The organism is Streptomyces olivaceus (assembly GCF_000721235.1).
GTDB lineage: Bacteria > Actinomycetota > Actinomycetes > Streptomycetales > Streptomycetaceae > Streptomyces > Streptomyces olivaceus.
Genome location: NZ_JOFH01000012.1, coordinates 39438 through 56736 on the forward strand (window position 1 = coordinate 39438; position 17299 = coordinate 56736).

Annotated in this window: 15 protein-coding genes; 12 read left to right on the plus strand and 3 right to left on the minus strand. The window is 73.7% G+C overall.

Annotated features, from left to right (window positions below):
- Positions 1-70 precede the first annotated feature (70 nt).
- Positions 71-742: a lysophospholipid acyltransferase family protein gene (locus IG94_RS0114640; protein WP_031035608.1), complete on the minus strand. Its 672-nt coding sequence runs from the start codon at positions 740-742 to the stop codon at positions 71-73.
- A 579-nt stretch (positions 743-1321) separates the two neighbouring features.
- Here IG94_RS0114640 and IG94_RS0114645 point away from each other — a divergent pair.
- The 3 genes from IG94_RS0114645 (at position 1322) to IG94_RS0114655 (ending at position 3624) form a co-directional block, all read left to right on the plus strand.
- A complete protein-coding gene (locus IG94_RS0114645) occupies positions 1322-2500 on the plus strand; it encodes a glycerophosphodiester phosphodiesterase (RefSeq protein WP_031035609.1) in 1179 nt (392 codons plus the stop codon).
- A gap of 74 nt (positions 2501-2574) precedes the next feature.
- On the plus strand, positions 2575-3069 hold the full coding sequence (locus tag IG94_RS0114650) for a sigma-70 family RNA polymerase sigma factor (protein ID WP_031035610.1): 495 nt from the start codon (positions 2575-2577) through the stop codon (positions 3067-3069).
- A gap of 57 nt (positions 3070-3126) precedes the next feature.
- Positions 3127-3624, plus strand: a complete 498-nt coding sequence (locus IG94_RS0114655) for a GNAT family N-acetyltransferase (RefSeq protein WP_031035611.1) — start codon at positions 3127-3129, stop codon at positions 3622-3624.
- Between the two features lie 72 nt (positions 3625-3696).
- On the opposite strand, the gene IG94_RS0114660 is transcribed toward IG94_RS0114655, so the two are convergent.
- Together IG94_RS0114660 and IG94_RS0114665 are read right to left on the minus strand one after the other, a co-directional pair.
- On the minus strand, positions 3697-4140 hold the full coding sequence (locus IG94_RS0114660; RefSeq protein ID WP_031035613.1) for a hypothetical protein: 444 nt from the start codon (positions 4138-4140) through the stop codon (positions 3697-3699).
- A gap of 1 nt (position 4141) precedes the next feature.
- Positions 4142-4501: a hypothetical protein gene (locus IG94_RS0114665; RefSeq protein WP_031035616.1), complete on the minus strand. Its 360-nt coding sequence runs from the start codon at positions 4499-4501 to the stop codon at positions 4142-4144.
- A 114-nt stretch (positions 4502-4615) separates the two neighbouring features.
- Between IG94_RS0114665 and IG94_RS0114670 the strand changes: the two genes are divergently transcribed.
- The 9 genes from IG94_RS0114670 (at position 4616) to IG94_RS0114715 (ending at position 17256) form a co-directional block, all read left to right on the plus strand.
- Positions 4616-5266: an HAD family hydrolase gene (locus tag IG94_RS0114670; RefSeq protein ID WP_031035618.1), complete on the plus strand. Its 651-nt coding sequence runs from the start codon at positions 4616-4618 to the stop codon at positions 5264-5266.
- 437 nt (positions 5267-5703) lie between these two features.
- On the plus strand, positions 5704-6777 hold the full coding sequence (locus IG94_RS0114675; protein ID WP_031035621.1) for a methionine ABC transporter ATP-binding protein: 1074 nt from the start codon (positions 5704-5706) through the stop codon (positions 6775-6777).
- A complete protein-coding gene (locus IG94_RS0114680) occupies positions 6774-7511 on the plus strand; it encodes a methionine ABC transporter permease (protein WP_031035623.1) in 738 nt (245 codons plus the stop codon). The genes IG94_RS0114675 and IG94_RS0114680 overlap by 4 nt, the downstream gene beginning before the upstream one ends.
- A gap of 70 nt (positions 7512-7581) precedes the next feature.
- Complete coding sequence (locus IG94_RS0114685; protein ID WP_031035625.1) at positions 7582-8409, plus strand: MetQ/NlpA family ABC transporter substrate-binding protein; 828 nt, start codon at positions 7582-7584, stop codon at positions 8407-8409.
- A gap of 172 nt (positions 8410-8581) precedes the next feature.
- Positions 8582-9220, plus strand: coding sequence for a GNAT family N-acetyltransferase (locus tag IG94_RS0114690; protein WP_031035628.1), 639 nt, complete (start codon positions 8582-8584; stop codon positions 9218-9220).
- 126 nt (positions 9221-9346) lie between these two features.
- Positions 9347-10567 (plus strand): precorrin-6y C5,15-methyltransferase (decarboxylating) subunit CbiE, encoded by a 1221-nt coding sequence (cbiE, locus tag IG94_RS0114695; RefSeq protein WP_031035630.1) that lies wholly within the window; start codon positions 9347-9349, stop codon positions 10565-10567.
- A 344-nt stretch (positions 10568-10911) separates the two neighbouring features.
- Positions 10912-14865, plus strand: coding sequence for a nicotinate-nucleotide--dimethylbenzimidazole phosphoribosyltransferase (cobT, locus tag IG94_RS0114700; RefSeq protein WP_031035632.1), 3954 nt, complete (start codon positions 10912-10914; stop codon positions 14863-14865).
- A 338-nt stretch (positions 14866-15203) separates the two neighbouring features.
- Positions 15204-16436 carry a uroporphyrinogen-III C-methyltransferase gene (gene cobA / locus IG94_RS0114710; RefSeq protein ID WP_031035633.1) on the plus strand — a complete coding sequence of 411 codons (1233 nt, stop codon included), beginning with the start codon at positions 15204-15206 and terminating at the stop codon, positions 16434-16436.
- 1 nt (position 16437) lies between these two features.
- Positions 16438-17256: a TrmH family RNA methyltransferase gene (locus tag IG94_RS0114715; RefSeq protein WP_031035635.1), complete on the plus strand. Its 819-nt coding sequence runs from the start codon at positions 16438-16440 to the stop codon at positions 17254-17256.
- The last annotated feature ends 43 nt before the right edge of the window (positions 17257-17299 follow it).

A 17299-nucleotide genomic window follows, 5' to 3' on the forward strand; every position in this document is an offset into this window, starting at 1 on the left:
GGCGACGCGAAGGGGCGGGCCGCTCGACGAGCGGCCCGCCCCTTCGCGTGCGCGATGCCCGCGCGCGGCCCTACGCCGCCTTCGCCTTGCTGGCGTACATGTCCACGTACTCCTGGCCGGACAGCCGCATGACCTCGGTCATCACGGAGTCGGTGACGGCCCGCAGGACGTAGCGGTCACGGTCCATGCCCTCGTAGCGGGAGAACTCCAGCGCCTCGCCGAAGCGGACCGTGACCCGGCCCGGCCGGGGCAGGCCCGCGCCGCCGGGCTGGAGCTTGTCGGTGCCGATCATGGCGAACGGGACCACCGGGGCGCCGGTCATCAGGGTCAGCCGGGCGATGCCGGTGCGGCCCCGGTAGAGGCGGCCGTCGGGGGAGCGGGTGCCCTCCGGGTAGATGCCGAAGACCCGGCCCTCGTCCAGCACCCGGCGCCCGGTCATCAGCGCCGCGACCCCGCCCCGGCCGCCGTCCCGGTCGACCGGGATCATGCCGACACCGGTGAAGAACCAGGCCATCAGGCGGCCCTTGAGGCCCTTGCCGGTGACGTACTCGTCCTTGCCGATGAAGAAGACCTGCCGGTCGCAGACGAGCGGAAGGATCATCGAGTCGATGAAGGTGAGGTGGTTGCCGGCCAGGATCACCGGGCCGTCGCCCGGGATGTTCTCCGCACCCTCCACCCGAGTGCGGAACATCAGGCGCATGATCGGGCCGAGCACTGCCTTGATGAACACGAAGCGGGACAACGGGTCCTCCGGTGTCGGGGATGCGGTATGAGTCTGTGCAGGTGAGGACATTACTCGCGGTCCGGGGTATCACGCACCTCGGGTCACCCGGGTCTTACACCGTGTTGACGTGCGTTCACCTGCGGCGCCGCGGTGTTGCCCGGCCGTAACGCCTTCACCGGGATGTGAGACGGGCCGCCCTCGCGGGCCGCCGGCGCGGTCGGGGTGCGCGCCCGGCCCCGGAGCGGAGCACGGACCGGCACGGGCCACGTACGGCACGCCGTACGGGGAGCGTCACCGGTCCCTGCGGCGTTCACCTGCTTTCCTCCCGACTACCCCGTCCCGCCGCCGCCAAGCAGACGGCCCGTCAGGCGTCGTCGGCCGTCCACCCGCGCGTCCACTTCCTCCGACGGTCGGCCACGCGTCCGTCTTCTCTCTCCCCGGCCGGTCGTCCGCATGTCAGCCGTCCGGCCGTCGACCGTCCGCCCGTACGACATCCGCACGCGTCCGCGTGTTCCGGCTGCCGTCTCCCGTTGGTCATGTACGCGCCCCTACGATCGGCCCGCACCGATGCACCGATGGACAACGGCAGGAGGCCCCATGGGAACACAGGAGTCGGACGAGCGGGCGGGCGGCGGCACGGGACGGCGGGCGCTCCTGGGCGCAGCGGTGCTCGGCGCGGGCGGAGCGGTACTGGGTCTGTCCGGTACGGCGAGAGCCGCCGGCGGCGGACCCGGCGGCGGACACCGCGGGGGACTGAAGGGCCTGCCCGTCCCGACCGTCATCGGGCACCGCGGCGCCAGCGGCTACCGCCCCGAGCACACCCTCGGCTCCTACGAACTGGCCCTCGACCTGGGCGCCGACATCGTCGAGGCCGGTGACCTCGTCCCCACCAAGGACGGCCACCTCGTCTGCCGGCACGAACCCGAGATCGGCGGCACCACGGACGTCGCCGACCATCCCGAGTTCGCCGGCCGCAGGCGCACCAAGTCGCTCGACGGCGTCGCCACCACCGGCTGGTTCACCGAGGACTTCACCCTCGCCGAGCTCAAGACGCTGCGCGCGACCGAGCGCATCCCGGCCAACCGCCCGCACAACACCCTCTACGACGGCCGCTGGGAGATCCCCACCTTCGAAGAGGTGCTTCGCTGGCAGGACGAGCAGACCCGCCGGCGCGGCAAGCAGGTCTGGATCTACCCCGAGCTCAAGCACCCCACCTACTTCCGCAAGCTGGGCCTCGGCACGGAGGAGCGGCTCGCGCGGCTGCTGCGCGAGTACGGCAAGGACCGGCAGAACTCGCCCGTCGTCATCCAGTCCTTCGAGCCCACCAGCGTCCAGCGGATGAACAGGCTCGTCGGCAACCCGCTCGCCGTCCTGCTCTCCGGCGCGGACAGCCGCCCGTGGGACTTCGTGGAGGCCGGCGACCCGCGCACCACCGCCGACCTCGTCACGCCGGAGGGGCTGAAGGAGATCGCCTCCTACGCGCAGGGCATCGGCCCGACCCTGGACCTGATCGTCCCCAGGGACTCCGCCGGCCGGCTGACCGAGCCGACGGCGCTCGTGCGCGACGCGCACCGCGCGGGCCTGATCCTGCACCCGTACACCATGCGCAACGAAAACCCCTTCCTGCCTGCGGAGTTCCGCAAGGGTGCCGACCCCGACGGCTACGGCGACGCCTTCGGCGCGTTCCGGGCCTACTTCGCCACCGGCATCGACGGGATCTTCACCGACAACCCGGACACGGGCGTGCTGGCCCGCGAGGACTTCGTCAACGGCTGAGCGCCCGCCGCCGGTTGGAGTGAGCTTCGGCCGCCCGGGCAACCGGCCGCCCGGGCGGCCGCGTCGAGGTGCATATGACGGACGACCTGGTCACCTCGCTGTCCCCGCTGCTCGCCGCCGAAGCCTCGGCCGAGGCATATGCGTCCGGGGTGGAGCCCGGCGACCTCGAACAGGCGGTCTGGCTGCGCCTCCTGGAACGCCTGGAGGCCGAGGGACCGCCTCCCGACCCGCACCGCTGGCTGCGCAGCGCCGTACGGACCGAGGCCCGCCGCACCCGCCGCAGCGCCCGGCACGAGCGGCCCTACGAGAGGGAGCCCGCGGGCGCCGCCGACCACGATCCCGAGCAGCTGGCCCTCACCGCGGCGCGGCACCGGGCGCTGCGCGACGCCGTCCGCCGGCTGCCCGGCCGCTGCCCCCGGCTGCTGGAGGCGCTGCTGTCGCCCAGGGACCTCACATACCGGGAGATCGCGGGGGAGTTGGGTATCTCACAGGGCAACCTTGGCCCGGAACGTTCCCGATGTCTGGGATGTCTTCGACGATTGCTTGCGCCGGAGGTTGCGGCCCGCTGAGGACGGGGATAGGAGTGGGGGACCACAGGTGATCAGGTGAGCGGGAGGCATGCGCACATGGGCATGAGCGTGACCATCTCGGCGGCGACCGAAGAGGACGTCGAGCAGATCTTCCGGCTGCAGTACCTCTGCTTCCAGAGCGAGGCTGCGCTCTACGGCAACTACCGCATCGATCCGCTGGTCCAGAGCCTGGACTCCGTGCGCGAGGAGGTCGTCACCGACTGCGTCCAGGTGGCGCGGCTCGGCGAGGAGGTCGTCGGCTCGGTGCGCGGACGGGTGAACGAGGACGGGGCCGCCGCCATCGGCAAGCTGTGTGTCCACCCCCGGCTGCAGGGGCACGGCATCGGTGCCCGCCTGCTGCGGGCCGCCGAGTCGGCCCTCGCCGACCAGCGCGGTGCCAAGCGCTTCCGCCTGCACACGGGGCACCGCAGCGAGGGCAACCTGGGGCTGTACCGGCGCGTCGGCTACGAGACGGTGGGCACGGTGCGCGGCGCGGACGGCGTACCGATGATCATCCTGGAGAAGGCGGCCGGGGCGTACGCCGCCACGGCCTGAGGCGCCCGCGCCGCGGACCGGTAAGCGCCGGGGCCCCTCCGGGCGGACGGGGTCCCTCCGGCCGGACGGAACCTACGCGGTGCGGGCCCGGCGCAGCCAGTACATCGCCGACAGGGGCAGCAGCACGGGGATGAAGAGGTAGCCCATCCCGTAGTCCGACCACACGGTCGCGTCGGGGAAGGCGGACGGTTCCACCAGCGTCCAGGTGCCGACCGTCAGTACGCCCACCAGCTCGGCGGCGCAGCACACCAGCGCCGCCCTGCGGGCCGTCTCGCCACCGCGCACCAGCGTGTACGTGATGAAGCCGTAGACGACGCCCGCGAGCGCGGACAGGGTATAGGGGAGCGGCGCCCGGTCGAACTCGGTCGCGATCTGGTACGCGGACCGCGACACGGCGCCGACGACCATCACGCCGTACAGCCACACCAGCAGGATGCCGGGCCCGCCGATCAGCCGCTTGCGGGCCCGCTTCTCCTCCGCGGTCCCCGTGCCGGCTTCCCCGGACGTCGCCACCATGTCAGCCTCCCCAGATGTCGTAGAGCCGCACCTGCAGGACGGCGAGGACGACACCACCGGCGGCGACCGTGATCGAGCCCCAGCGGGTGCGCTCGGCCAGCGACATGAAACCCGCCGCGGGCACGCAGGCGAAGGCGCCCAGCAGATACGCCACGAAGATCGCCGTGCCCTGCGCCGGTTCCTCGCCTCGCGCCAGCTGCACGACCCCGACCACCAGCTGGACCAGCGCCAGCACCGAGACCGCGGCCATGCCGATGAAATGCCAGTCCTTCGTCGGCTGGTCACGGTAGGCCGCCCAGCCGCACCAGGCGGCGAGCAGCAGCGCGGCGACACCGGTCACCAGCGTCAGGACGTCAAGCATGGCAGCGAGCCTATTACGGCCCAAAAGGCCCGCCGTCCCCGGCCCCGCGCGCACCACGGCGACGGTGTCCCCGGCGGTGCCGGACCGGTGCGGCGGCCCCGTAGGGTCGAGGGCATGAAGCTCCACGCACAGGCCCTCCTGTTCGACAACGACGGAACCCTCGTCTCCTCCCTCGCCTCCGTGCAGCGCTGCTGGACGCGGTGGGCCGGCGAGTACGGGATCACCGCCGAGCAGTTCGGCCGGGTCGAACTCCACGGGCGTCCGGCCGCCGAGATAGCCGCCGACCTGCTGCCCGCCGCCCTGGTCCCGCAGGCCGTCGCGCGCATCGAGCAGCTGGAGGTCGAGGACGTGCCGAACGGCGGCGTCCACCTGCTGCCCGGCACCCGGGACTTCCTCGACGCGCTCCCGGCCGACCGCTGGGCCGTCGTCACCTCGGCCACCCGCCGTCTCGCCGAGGCCCGCCTCGACGCCGTCGGCATCCTCCCCAAGACCCTCGTCGCCGCCGACGACATCACCCGCGGCAAGCCCGACCCCGAGCCCTACCTGCTCGGTGCCCGCGCGCTCGGTGTCGACCCGGCCGCCTGCGTCGTCTTCGAGGACGCCCCCGCGGGTCTCCAGGCCGGCCGCGCCGCCGGCATGCGGACCGTGGCGTTGGCCACAACCCACCGCCCCGACGAACTCGACGCCGACCTGGTGGTCACCGACCTGTCGGCCCTGTCCGCGCTGGTCACCCGAGCGGGCGTCGAGATCTCCGTACGGGGCTGACGCCCGGACGCCCGTCGGCCGCCGGCCGGCCGGTGTCCAGCACGGTGTCCAGCATCCGGACATCGGCCCCCGGACCGGAAGACGCGTCTGCTTTACTGAACGTATGAGCACGACGAGCGACCGCACCCATGCGACCGAGGCGACGACCACGCCCGGTGCTCGTTGTATGCCTCCCTGTGCGTGTCGAATGTGCGCCTTCTAGAGGGCCCCTGCAGCACCTGAGCCTCGCGCCCCGAAGCGAGCGCCCGCTCACGCCCGTGCCGGCGCCCCGCGCCCGCGGCTGAGCCACGTCCCGCGCACACGTTCCTCCCGGGCCCGGCCGCCACCGCCACCGCGGGAACCGTGCCGCGTCGCGACGGACCCGAGCCCCCGAAGAACAACGCCCCGTGCCCGGCGCCCACCACCGCGCCGCGCACTCGACAGTGACGGAAACCCACGTGATCACCACATCGGGCCTCACCAAGGTCTACCGCTCGCGCGGCCGCGAGGTCACCGCCCTGGACGGCGTCGACCTGCACGTCCGCGAGGGGGAGGTGTACGGCGTCATCGGCCAGTCCGGCGCCGGCAAGTCCTCGCTCATCCGCTGCGTCAACCTCCTGGAGCGCCCCACCGCCGGCACGGTCACCGTCGCCGGCCAGGACCTCACCGCGCTGGCGGGCCGGGGCCCCCGCGCGGGCCGCGAACTGCGGCAGGCGCGCAGCCGTATCGGCATGGTCTTCCAGCACTTCAACCTGCTCTCCGCCCGGACCGTGCAGGACAACGTCGAACTCCCGCTGGAGATCCTCGGCAAGTCCGGGAAGGAACGATCCCGCAAGGCGCTGGAACTGCTCGACCTCGTCGGCCTCGCCGACAAGGCCAAGTCCTACCCCGCCCAGCTCTCCGGCGGCCAGAAGCAGCGCGTCGGCATCGCCCGCGCCCTGGCCGGCGACCCGAAGGTGCTGCTCTCCGACGAGGCCACCAGCGCCCTCGACCCGGACACCACCCGCTCCATCCTCCAACTGCTGCGCGACCTGAACCGCCAGCTGGGACTGACCGTCCTGCTCATCACGCACGAGATGGACGTCGTCAAGAGCATCTGCGACTCGGCCGCCCTCATGGACCGGGGCCGCATCGTCGAGTCCGGCACGGTCGGCGAACTCCTCGCCACCCCGGGCTCCGAGCTGGCCGCCGCGCTCTTCCCGGTCGGCGGCGACGCCTCCGGCGACGACCGCACCGTCCTCGACGTCACCTTCCAGGGCGAGGCCGCCACCCAGCCCGTCATCTCCCAGCTCTCGCGCACCTACAACATCGACATCTCCATCCTCGGCGCCGCCATCGACACCGTCGGCGGCCTCCAGGTCGGCCGGATGCGCATCGAACTGCCCGGCCGCTACGAGGACAACGTCGTGCCCGTCGGCTTCCTGCGCGAACAGGGCCTGCAGATCGACGTGGTGAACGAGGTGCCGGACGACTCCGGCGCGCCGGACGCGGCGGCCGCCCCGGCCCCGCTCGCCAAGGAGGGCGCGAAGTGACCTGGTCGCAGATGCAGCCGCTGCTCGAGCAGGCGTCCTGGGAGACCCTGATCATGGTCGGCTGGTCCACCCTGATAGCCGTCGTCGCCGGCCTCCCGCTCGGCGTGCTCCTCGTCCTCACCGACCGGGGCGGACTGCTGCAGAACGTCGTGCTGAACAAGGTCATCGGCCAGGTCGTGAACATCGGCCGCTCGATGCCGTTCATCATCCTCATGGTCGCGCTGATGAGCTTCACCCGCTGGGTCACCGGCACCACCATCGGCAGCGAGGCCGCGATCGTGCCGCTCGCCATCGGCGGCATCCCGTTCTTCGCGCGGCTCGTCGAGACCGCCGTGCGCGAGGTCGACGGAGGGCTCGTCGAGGCCGTGCAGTCCATGGGCGGCAACACCTGGACCATCGTCCGCAAGGTGCTGGTCCCCGAGGCGCTGCCGTCCCTGATCGCCTCCACCACCACCACGGTCATCGCCCTCATCGGCTACTCCGCCATGGCCGGCACCGTCGGCGGCGGCGGCCTCGGCGACCTCGCCGTCCGCTACGGCTACCAGCGCTTCGAACCCGGCTTCATGTGGATCACCGTCGCCCTCCTCGCCGTCGCCATCTCGATCATCCAGTTCGCCGGCGACTACGCGGCCCGCGCCCTGCACCGCCGCGGCGGACAAGGGGGCGCCGGACCCCGGCTCCGGCTACTCAGGGCCAAGGAGCCCGCGGCGGCCGACGTCGGCAAGGTCGCCTGACCGGGACCCCCACCAGACTCCCCGCCGTTACCCCGGCCGGGGCCGCATCACCTCAGGAAAGGCACTTTTCGTGCGTAACACCGCCAAGATCACCACCGCCGTCCTCGCCGCCGGAGCCCTCACCCTCGGCCTCTCCGCGTGCGGCTCGGACAAGGACGCCGCCTCCGACACCTCCGGCCCGCTGGTCGTCGCCGCGAGCCCCACCCCGCACGCCGAGATCCTCGACTACGTCAAGGAGAACCTGGCGAAGGACGCGGGACTCGACCTGGAGGTGAAGGAGTTCACCGACTACGTCACGCCGAACACGGCGACGGAGGACGGCTCCGTGGGGGCCAACTACTTCCAGACCCAGCCCTACCTCGACGACTTCAACAAGAAGAACGGCACCCACATCGTGTCCGTCGTCGACGTGCACCTGGAGCCCCTCGGCCTCTACTCCCACAAGGTGAAGAAGGCCGACGACCTGAAGAGCGGTGCGACCGTCGCCGTCCCCAACGACACCGTCAACGAGGGCCGCGCCCTGCAGCTGCTGGCGGCCAACAAGATCATCACCCTCAAGGACGGCGTCGGAACCGCGGCGACCCCCGCGGACATCACCGGCAACCCGAAGAAGCTCGAGTTCAAGGAGCTGGAGGCGGCCCAGACCCCGCGCTCCCTCGACGACGTGGACGCGGCGGTCGTCAACGGCAACTACGCCATCGAGGCCGACCTCAAGCCCGCCCAGGACGCCCTCGTCCTGGAGAGCGCCAAGGACAACCCGAACAGCAACCTGCTGGCCGTCAAGGAGGGCCAGGAGGACGACCCGCGGGTGAAGAAGCTCGCGAAGCTGCTGAACTCGCCCGAGGTGAAGAAGTTCATCGAGGACAAGTACGCCGGCGCCGTCCTGCCCTCCTTCTGATCAGCTCGCTCCGGCCACCCCGGGGAACACGCCTTCGAGCCGAACCCCGCGTCACCCACCGGGTCCGCTCCGTGCCGACGGGGTGGACCCGGTGGTGTGGTTGAGTGCTTTCATGCTGCATGCTGGGCAGTTCGAGCAGGCCCTGACGGTTACCCAGGTTACGGAGCGGCGCATGACGAGCACCTTCCCCAACATCTCCATCAACACGGAGCGGTTGGTGCTGCGCCCCCTCGACGAGGACGACGTGCCGGCCCTGGCCGCGATGATGAACGACGAGCAGGTCGCCGCCTGGACCCACGTCCCCCAGCCCTTCACCGAGAAGGACGCCGGCGTCTGGATCGGCGACCACGCCCCCGCCGAACGCGCCGCCGGACGCGGTCTCGACCTGGCCGTCACCGAGTTCCTCACCCAGCGGCTGGTCGGCGTCGTCCGGCTGACCCGGACCGACTGGCACGTACGGTCGACCGAACTGTCCTACATAGTCGCGCCCTGGGCCCGCGGCGAGGGATACGCCTCCGAGGCGGCGCTCGCCACCGCACAGTGGCTCTTCGGCGACCAGAAGTTCGAACGCGTCGAGCTGCGCACCGCCGCCGACAACACCGCCTCCCAGCAGGTCGCCCAGAAGATCGGCTGCATCAGCGAGGGCGTGCTGCGCGGCGCCTGCATCGCGCGGGCCCGCACCGACGACGGCGTCTGGACGGACGTACGCACCGACTTCATCGTCTGGAGCCTGCTCCCCGAGGACCTGGAGGGCACGACCGGTCAGCCGGTCGGCAGCGACGGTTTCACGGCCTTCACCGACTGGAACTGATTCCCCGGAGCCGCACCCGCCTCGCCGCCGCGCGCCCCGAGCCGCACCAGGTACTCTCACGGGGCGCCCCCGCACCGCCAGGGCCTGGCGCGGCCACGACCTGCGAAAACCTGGAGACTGACGACGATGGCCGACCGGGTCACGGTGATCGGCTGGGACGGTTCGCCGCTGACCGCCGCGGCACGCTCCGCACTGGGCGCGGCCACCCTCGTGGCCGGCGCCGCCCACCACCTGGCGCTTCCCGAGGTGCCGCCCGCCGCCGAACGCATCCGCCTCGGCAGCGTCGCCCTCGCCGCCCGCCGCATCGCCGCCCACCGCGGGACCACGGTCGTCCTCGCCGACGGCGACCCCGGCTTCTTCGGCGTCGTACGCACCCTCCGGGCCCCCGAGTACGGCCTGGAGGTGGAAGTGGTCCCCGCCGTCTCCTCCGTGGCCGCCGCCTTCGCCCGCGCCGGCATGCCCTGGGACGACGCCCACGTGGTCGTCGCCCACCCCCGCACCCTGCGACGCGCGGTGAACGTGTGCCGGGCCCACACCAAGGTCGCGGTCCTCACCTCACCCGGCGCCGGACCCGCCGAACTCGGCCTGCTGATGGAGGGCGTCCACCGCACCTTCGTCATCTGCGAGGAACTCGGCACCACCCGCGAGCGGGTCACCGTCGTCACCTCCGACAAGGCGGCCGACCACACCTGGCGCGACCCGAACGTCGTCATCGTGGCCGGCGGGAGCACCGGGCCGGGCGCCGCGGCCGACGGGGCCGGCTGGATCGCCGGCCGGGACCCGGCCGCCGGACCGCGCGGCTGGTCGCTGCCCGCCGAGGCGTACGGCGGCGAACTGGGCGAGGGCGAGACCGACCTGCTCCGCACCGCCCAACTCGCCCGGCTCGGACCGCGGCCGGGCGACCTCGTGTGGGACATCGGCTGCGGCGGCGGAGCCTTCGCCGCCGAGGCCGCCCGCGCGGGCGCCGCCGTCATCGCGGTCGACCGCGACCGGGACGCCTGCGCCCGGACCGAGGCCGCCGCACGGCACTTCGGGGTCCAGGTGCAGACCGTCCACGGCACCGCGCCGCACGTCCTGGAGAACCTGCCCGAACCGGACGTCGTGCGGGTCGGCGGCGGGGGAGCGGCCGTGGTCTCCGCGGTCGCCGACCGGCGGCCCCAGCGGATCGTCGCCCACGCCGCGACCCGCGACGCGGCCGAACTCGTCGGCAGGGACCTGACGGAGCACGGCTACCGGGTCGAATGCGCGCTGCTGCAGTCCGTCGGACTCGACACCCGGGCCTGGACGGAGACGGAGCGGAGCGTCGCGTTCCTGCTCAGCGGGGTCCTCCCGGACCGCGCCCCGTGATCGGGTTGTCGTACTGCCGGGGTAGGCTGGCGGATTGTTGTACCGCATGGGGGCACCTGGGGCTTCGTCGCCCAATGTCCTGAAAACCGGTCAGTTATGGGCGGTATGTGGTACGGCAGAACCGGAGGACGCGCAACGTGGCGCAGTCCACAGCGGGCCGTCGCGGATCAAGCTGTCGTGGCGGGGGAACGGCCGCGACAATGCCACTGAATGGCTTTGTCGTCTTTTCCCGCGGGTCGTTCGTGCCGCTGGGCACGCACGCTCGTTCTCACTGTGGGGCGGTCGGTGCGCCGTCCCGGGCGAGCTGGTCGTAGAAGCACTAACCGATGGGCGAGGGGTTACGCATGACCGACACCGGCCAGATCCCGGGCGAGGGGCTGCCGGAGAACGCAGGCATGGTGGAGCAGCCGGGCGTCCCCGCACCCGGCGCGTACACCTACCTCTCCGAGGCCGACGCCGAGGACGAGGACCTGTTGTTGCTGCCGGGAGCCCAGAGTGCTTGGGGCAACGAGGTCGCGCCGCCCGCGCCGGAGCCGGTCGTCGAGACCGTGCACCAGCCGGGCCCGCACGAACTGTCCGGCCGTGACAGCGGTTCGGTCGACCTCGGTGGCGTCCGCCTGCCCGACCCCGCGTCCGCCCCGGTCCAGCCGCGCAGACCCCTCCACCTCGGCCCGCCGATCCCGGACGCCTCCGCGAGCCCGGTGCGTTCCCTCGCCGACCGCGGCCCCGCCGCCGCGCCGGTACGGCACCCCGGCCCGCCGGCCGCCGTCCCCGAGTACCTCGACGCCCCGCAGACCGCCGCGATGCCTCCGCAGTCGGCGGCGCCGTGGGGGGCGCAGGCCGCACCGCAGACGGCCCCGGCCCCGGCGAGCGCCGGGGCGGGCGATGCGGAAACGGTTGTTCCGGTACCGGACCAGGAGCCCGAGCCGCTGGGCGCGGCCCAGGCCCTCGTGAGCCGCGTGGCCACGGAGGCCGTGACGGCGACGGGCGGTGCGGAGGATCCCGGGCAGCCCGGGACGCAGGCCGGGGCGGGTCCGGCAGAAGCTCCGGAGCCGACGACCGGGGAGGGTCACGAGGCTCCGCAGCCCCAGGAGTTCCCCGGACAGCAGGTGGCTGAGGACGGGACGGACGGCGCCGAAGAGGGCGTAGCCGCACAGGCCGCCGGGGGCGTGGCCCCGCAGGCGCCGCCGGCGCAGGACGCCCCCGCGTCGCAGGGGGCCGGGATCCCGGCCCCGCAGGCGTCGCCGGAGGCCCCGCTTCCCGAGCCGCCCGTGGCCCAGGACGACCAGTCGGCCGACGCGCCCGTGCCCGCCGGACCGCCGAGTGCGCCCGCGGACACCCTCACCCCCGAGGCGACGGCACCGGACACCGCCGTCGGCCCTGCCGGGCCGGACGCCGCGAGCGCAAGGGCGCCGGAGGCCGTTGCGCCGGAGGCGCCGATGGGCGCCGCGCCGTCGGCCCCGGACGCCGTCGCTCCCGAGGCGGTCGCCCCGGACGCGGTCGTCGCGGGAGCCGTGGGCGAGGAGGCCGTTGCCGCGGAGGCCGTCGCTCCAGGAGTGGTCGCTCCGGAGGCCGTTGGCCCGGACGTCGCCGTCCCGGGGGCCGTCGCTCCCGAGGCCGTCGAGCCCCAGCCCGCCGGACCCGAGCAGTCCCCGGAGCCCGGGGCATCGGAGGTCGCCGACCGGCCCGAGCCGGTGGCGGACGCGGACGTACAGCCCCGGCCGCCGGTGCCTTCCGCACCGCAGGAGGTGGCGCACCCGCATCCGGACGGCCCGTCCGCGTCGCAGGAGATGGCGGCGGTCCAGCCGGACTCCGCGTCCTCGCCCGAGGCCGCCACCGCCCGCCCCGACGCGCAGCCGGGCGCCGACCAGCCGGTCGTGGAGCACGCGCCCGCCGACCATGCCGTCGTCGGCCAGGCCGTTCCCGGGCAGCACGCTCCCGGTGAACCGGTCGCCCAGGCGGACCCGCAGGAATCCGCCCCGGTCACCCCGGAGCCCGACGGCTTCGATGCGTCCGCCGATGCCGGCCCCGACACCCCCGCGGTCACCGACACCACCGCGGTCACCGAGACCCCCGTGGCTCCCGAGCCTCTCGTGGTTCCCGAGCCCGCACCCGGCCTCCGCTCCGACGCGCACCTCACCGCCGAACACCCCCCGGCACCGGACGCCCCGCGGCCCGCGCAGGGCCCGCAGTCACTCGTGGGCCCCGATGTACCCGACGTACCGCAGGAAGTGGCCGTGGCACCCAGCACGTCCGAACCCGCGGAGCCCGACGCGGCTCCGGCCCCCACGGCCGAGCAGCAGCCCCTGCCCGAGCCGCCGCAGGGCGCCGGGGAGCCCGGTGCCGACGAGGTTGAGGCCCAGTTCCCGCCCGTCGAGGGCGGCCAGGTGCCCACCACTCCGGCCGGGCCCGAGGCCGTCCCGGTCACTCCCGAGGTCCCCGCCCCGCGCGAGACCGGTCCCGAACTCGCCCAGAACGCCGACGACCTGGCCACCCGCGCCGCCGACCAGGAGGACGAAGCGGACCAGATCCTCGTGGACGTACCGGAGGTGCGCCGGCCCACCGGCCCGGCGGCTCCCGCCTACGACGACGCCGAGCGTGCCGCCGTCCTGAAGGTCATGCGTGAACGCCGTGACATCCGCAACGGCTTCCGCAGCGACCCCATCCCCCACGAGGTGCTGCTCCGCGTGCTGGAGGCCGCCCACACCGCGCCCTCCGTCGGCCACTCGCAGCCCTGGGACTTCGTCGTCATCCGCTCCGAGGACACCCGCCGCGCGATGCACGAACTGGCGATGCGCCAGCGCGACGCCTACGCGAAGTCGCTGCCCAAGGGGCGGGCCAAGCAGTTCAAGGAACTGAAGATCGAGGCCATCCTCGACACCCCCGTCAACATCGTCGTCACCGCCGACCCGACGCGGGGCGGCCGGCACACCCTCGGGCGCCACACGCAGCCGCAGATGGCGCCGTATTCCTCCGCGCTCGCCGTCGAGAACCTCTGGCTCGCCGCCCGCGCCGAGGGCCTCGGCGTCGGCTGGGTCAGCTTCTTCGACGAGCGTGAGATGGTCCGCGCCCTCGGCCTGCCCGAACACCTCGACATCGTCGCGTACCTGTGCGTCGGGTACGTCGACGAGTTCCCGGACGAGCCCGAGCTGATGCAGGCCGGCTGGTCCAAGCGCCGCCCGCTGTCCTGGGTGGTCCACGAGGAGACGTACGGCCGTCGTGCCCTGCCGGGCGAGGCGCCGCACGACCTGCTCGCCGAGACCGTCGCGCAGATCCGCCCGCTGGACGCCAAGGCGCTCGGGGAGGCCTGGGAGCGGCAGAAGCGCATGACCAAGCCGGCCGGTGCGCTCGGCATGCTGGAGATCATCTCCGCCCAGCTGTCCGGCCTGTCCCGGCAGTGCCCGCCGCCCATCCCGGAGCCCGCGGCCGTCGCCGTCTTCGCCGGCGACCACGGAGTGCACGCCCAGGGCGTCACCCCCTGGCCGCAGGAGGTCACCGCCCAGATGGTCGCCAACTTCCTGGGCGGCGGGGCGGTCTGCAACGCCTTCGCCACCCAGGTCGGCGCCGAGGTGTGCGTCGTGGACGTCGGTGTCGCCACCGACCTGCCCGCCACGCCGGGCCTGCTGCCCCGCAAGATCCGCGGGGGCACCTCCGACATGACCACCGGCCCCGCGATGACCCGCGAGGAGGCCAAGCAGGCCGTCGAGGTCGGTATCGAGACCGCCCGCGACCTGGTCGCGGCCGGCAACAAGGCGCTGCTCACCGGCGAGATGGGCATCGCGAACACCACCGCGTCCGCCGCGCTCATCTCCGTCTTCACCGGCGTCGACCCGGCCGAGGTCACCGGCCGCGGCACCGGCATCAACGACGAGACGCTGGCCCGCAAGACCGAGGTCGTCCGCCGCGCCCTCGAACTCCACCAGCCGGACCCCGCCGACCCCGTCGGTGTCCTGGCCGCGGTCGGCGGCTTCGAGCACGCGGCCATGGTCGGCCTGCTGCTCGGCGGCGCCTCCCTGCGCACGCCGGTGATCCTGGACGGCGTCAGCGCCGGTGCCGCCGCCCTGGTCGCCCGCGCGATCGCCCCGGAGGTGCTGGCCGCCTGCATCGCCGGCCACCGCAGCGCCGAGCCCGGCCACGTCGCCGCGCTCAACAAGCTGGGCCTGCGTCCGCTGGTCGACCTCGACCTCCGCCTCGGCGAGGGCACCGGCGCGCTGCTCGCCCTGCCGATGGTGCAGAGCACGGCGCGGGCGATGCACGAGGTGGCGACGTTCGACTCGGCCGGAGTCACCGAGAAGTAGCCTGCGGCGGGGAGGGACCGGCGCGGCACCCGGGCGCGCATGCTCCGCCGCCGCAGGCGGACCGCGCCGGGCGGTCCCGCCGGCGCGCGACCGCCCCGTCGGCCGCCGGCCCCTCCCGCCGTATGCCGGACACGCCTCGTACCGCCCCCGCACGTCTCCTAGAATCCGCACGTATCCCCACGTCAGACACATCAGGCACGTCTCACGCACGGCACACGCGTCCTGCGCGCCGGACACGTCCGACACGCCAGTCACATCAACCACGTCACATCAACCACGTCAGGGCCGCTCCGGAGCCGAAGCGCCCACCGCACCGCCAGGACGAGGAGCCCGCCCTCATGGCCGAACATCCCGCCTACCCCGTAGGCCTCCGTCTCACCGGCCGTCGTGTGGTCGTCCTCGGCGGCGGGCAGGTCGCCCAGCGCCGCCTGCCCGCGCTCATCGCGGCGGGCGCCGACATCCGCCTGGTGTCCCCCGAGGCGACCCCGTCCGTCGAGGCGATGGCGGACACGGGCGAGATCACCTGGGAGCGGCGCCCGTACACGGAGGGCGACCTCGCGGGCGCCTGGTACGTCCTGATCGCCACCAGCGACCCGGAGGCCGCCGAAGCCGCCTCCGCGGAGGCCGAGCGGCACCGCGTGTGGTGCGTCCGCTCCGACGACGCCGACCGGGCCACGGCGTGGACACCGGCCACCGGCCACAGCGAGGGTGTCACCGTCGCCGTCCTCACCACCGACGCGCGCCACCGCGACCCCCGCCACACCGCGGCCATCCGCGACGCCGTGGTGGAGGGGCTGCGCGACGGTACCCTCGTCGCCCCGCACCGGCGCACCCGCACCCCCGGCGTCGCCCTGGTCGGCGGCGGACCGGGCGACCCCGACCTGATCACCGTCCGGGGACGCCGCCTGCTCGCCGAGGCCGACGTCGTCATCGCCGACCGGCTCGGCCCGCGCGACCTGCTCGCCGAACTGCCGCCGCACGTCGAGGTCATCGACGCCGCGAAGATCCCCTACGGCCGCTTCATGGCCCAGGAGGCCATCAACAACGCGCTGATCGAGCACGCCAAGCAGGGCAAGGCGGTCGTACGGCTCAAGGGCGGCGACCCGTTCGTCTTCGGCCGGGGCATGGAGGAGGCGCAGGCGCTGGCCAAGGCGGGCATCGCGTGCACCGTCGTCCCCGGCATCTCCAGCTCCGTCTCGGTGCCCGGCGCGGCCGGCATCCCGGTCACGCACCGGGGCGTCGCCCACGAGTTCACCGTGGTCAGCGGCCACGTCGCCCCCGACGACGAGCGCTCCCTGGTCGACTGGCCGTCCCTCGCGAAACTGACCGGCACGCTCGTGATCCTCATGGGCGTCGACAAGATCGGCAAGATCGCCGAGGCCCTCGTCGCGCACGGCAAGTCCCCCGACACCCCGGTCGCCCTCGTCCAGGAGGGCACGACCGCCGCGCAGCGCCGGGTGGACGCGACCCTCGCCACCGTCGGCGAGGTGGCCGTCGCGCAGGAGGTCAGGCCGCCCGCCGTCATCGTCGTCGGCGAGGTCGTCGCCGTGGGCCCGCACGGGACGGTCTGACATGGCCGGCCTCATCACGATCGACGACCCCGACGACCCGCGCCTGCACGACTACACCGGCCTGACCGACGTCGAACTGCGCCGCCGCCGCGAACCCGCCGAGGGCCTGTTCATCGCCGAGGGCGCCAAGGTCATCAGACGGGCCGGCGAGGCGGGCTACGCGATGCGCTCGATGCTGCTCTCCGCCAAGTGGGTCGACACCATGCGCGACATCATCGACGAGGCCCCGGCCCCGGTGTACGTCGTCGACCCGGCGCTCGCCGAACAGGTCACCGGCTACCACGTGCACCGCGGCGCGCTCGCCTCCATGGCGCGCAAGCCGCTGCCCACCGCGGCCGGCCTGCTGACCGGCGCCCGCCGTGTCGTCGTCATGGAGTCCGTCAACGACCACACCAACATCGGGGCGATCTTCCGTTCCGCCGCCGCGCTCGGACTGGAAGCCGTCCTGCTCTCACCGGACTGCGCGGACCCCCTCTACCGGCGCAGCGTCAAGGTCTCGATGGGCGCCGTCTTCTCCGTGCCCTACGCCCGCCTCACCACCTGGCCGGCCGGTCTCGAAACGGTCCGGGACGCGGGCTTCACCCTCCTCGCCCTCACCCCGGACGAGCGCGCCGAGCCTCTCGACGAGGTCGCCCCGCACCGCATGGAGCGCGTGGCCCTCATGCTGGGCGCGGAGGGCGACGGGCTGACCCGGCGGGCCCTGGCGGCGTCCGACGCGTGGGTGCGCATCCCGATGTCCCACGGCGTCGACTCCCTGAACGTGGGAGCGGCGGCCGCGGTCGCCTTCTACGCGGTGACGGCCGGCCGCCCATCCCCGTAGAGCCGGTTCCCGGCACGGCCCACGGCCGAGCCGGGCGCGACCG

Excerpts from the sequence above, each read along its gene's own strand:
- IG94_RS0114645 (WP_031035609.1), top strand. The coding sequence starts at position 1,322 with ATGGGAACACAGGAGTCGGACGAGCGGGCGGGCGGCGGCACGGGACGG.
- IG94_RS0114650 (WP_031035610.1), top strand. The coding sequence starts at position 2,575 with ATGACGGACGACCTGGTCACCTCGCTGTCCCCGCTGCTCGCCGCCGAA.
- IG94_RS0114655 (WP_031035611.1), top strand. The coding sequence starts at position 3,127 with ATGGGCATGAGCGTGACCATCTCGGCGGCGACCGAAGAGGACGTCGAG.
- IG94_RS0114660 (WP_031035613.1), bottom strand. The coding sequence starts at position 4,140 with ATGGTGGCGACGTCCGGGGAAGCCGGCACGGGGACCGCGGAGGAGAAG.
- IG94_RS0114665 (WP_031035616.1), bottom strand. The coding sequence starts at position 4,501 with ATGCTTGACGTCCTGACGCTGGTGACCGGTGTCGCCGCGCTGCTGCTC.
- IG94_RS0114670 (WP_031035618.1), top strand. The coding sequence starts at position 4,616 with ATGAAGCTCCACGCACAGGCCCTCCTGTTCGACAACGACGGAACCCTC.
- IG94_RS0114690 (WP_031035628.1), top strand. The coding sequence starts at position 8,582 with ATGACGAGCACCTTCCCCAACATCTCCATCAACACGGAGCGGTTGGTG.
- cbiE (WP_031035630.1), top strand. The coding sequence starts at position 9,347 with ATGGCCGACCGGGTCACGGTGATCGGCTGGGACGGTTCGCCGCTGACC.
- cobT (WP_031035632.1), top strand. The coding sequence starts at position 10,912 with ATGACCGACACCGGCCAGATCCCGGGCGAGGGGCTGCCGGAGAACGCA.
- cobA (WP_031035633.1), top strand. The coding sequence starts at position 15,204 with ATGGCCGAACATCCCGCCTACCCCGTAGGCCTCCGTCTCACCGGCCGT.
- IG94_RS0114715 (WP_031035635.1), top strand. The coding sequence starts at position 16,438 with ATGGCCGGCCTCATCACGATCGACGACCCCGACGACCCGCGCCTGCAC.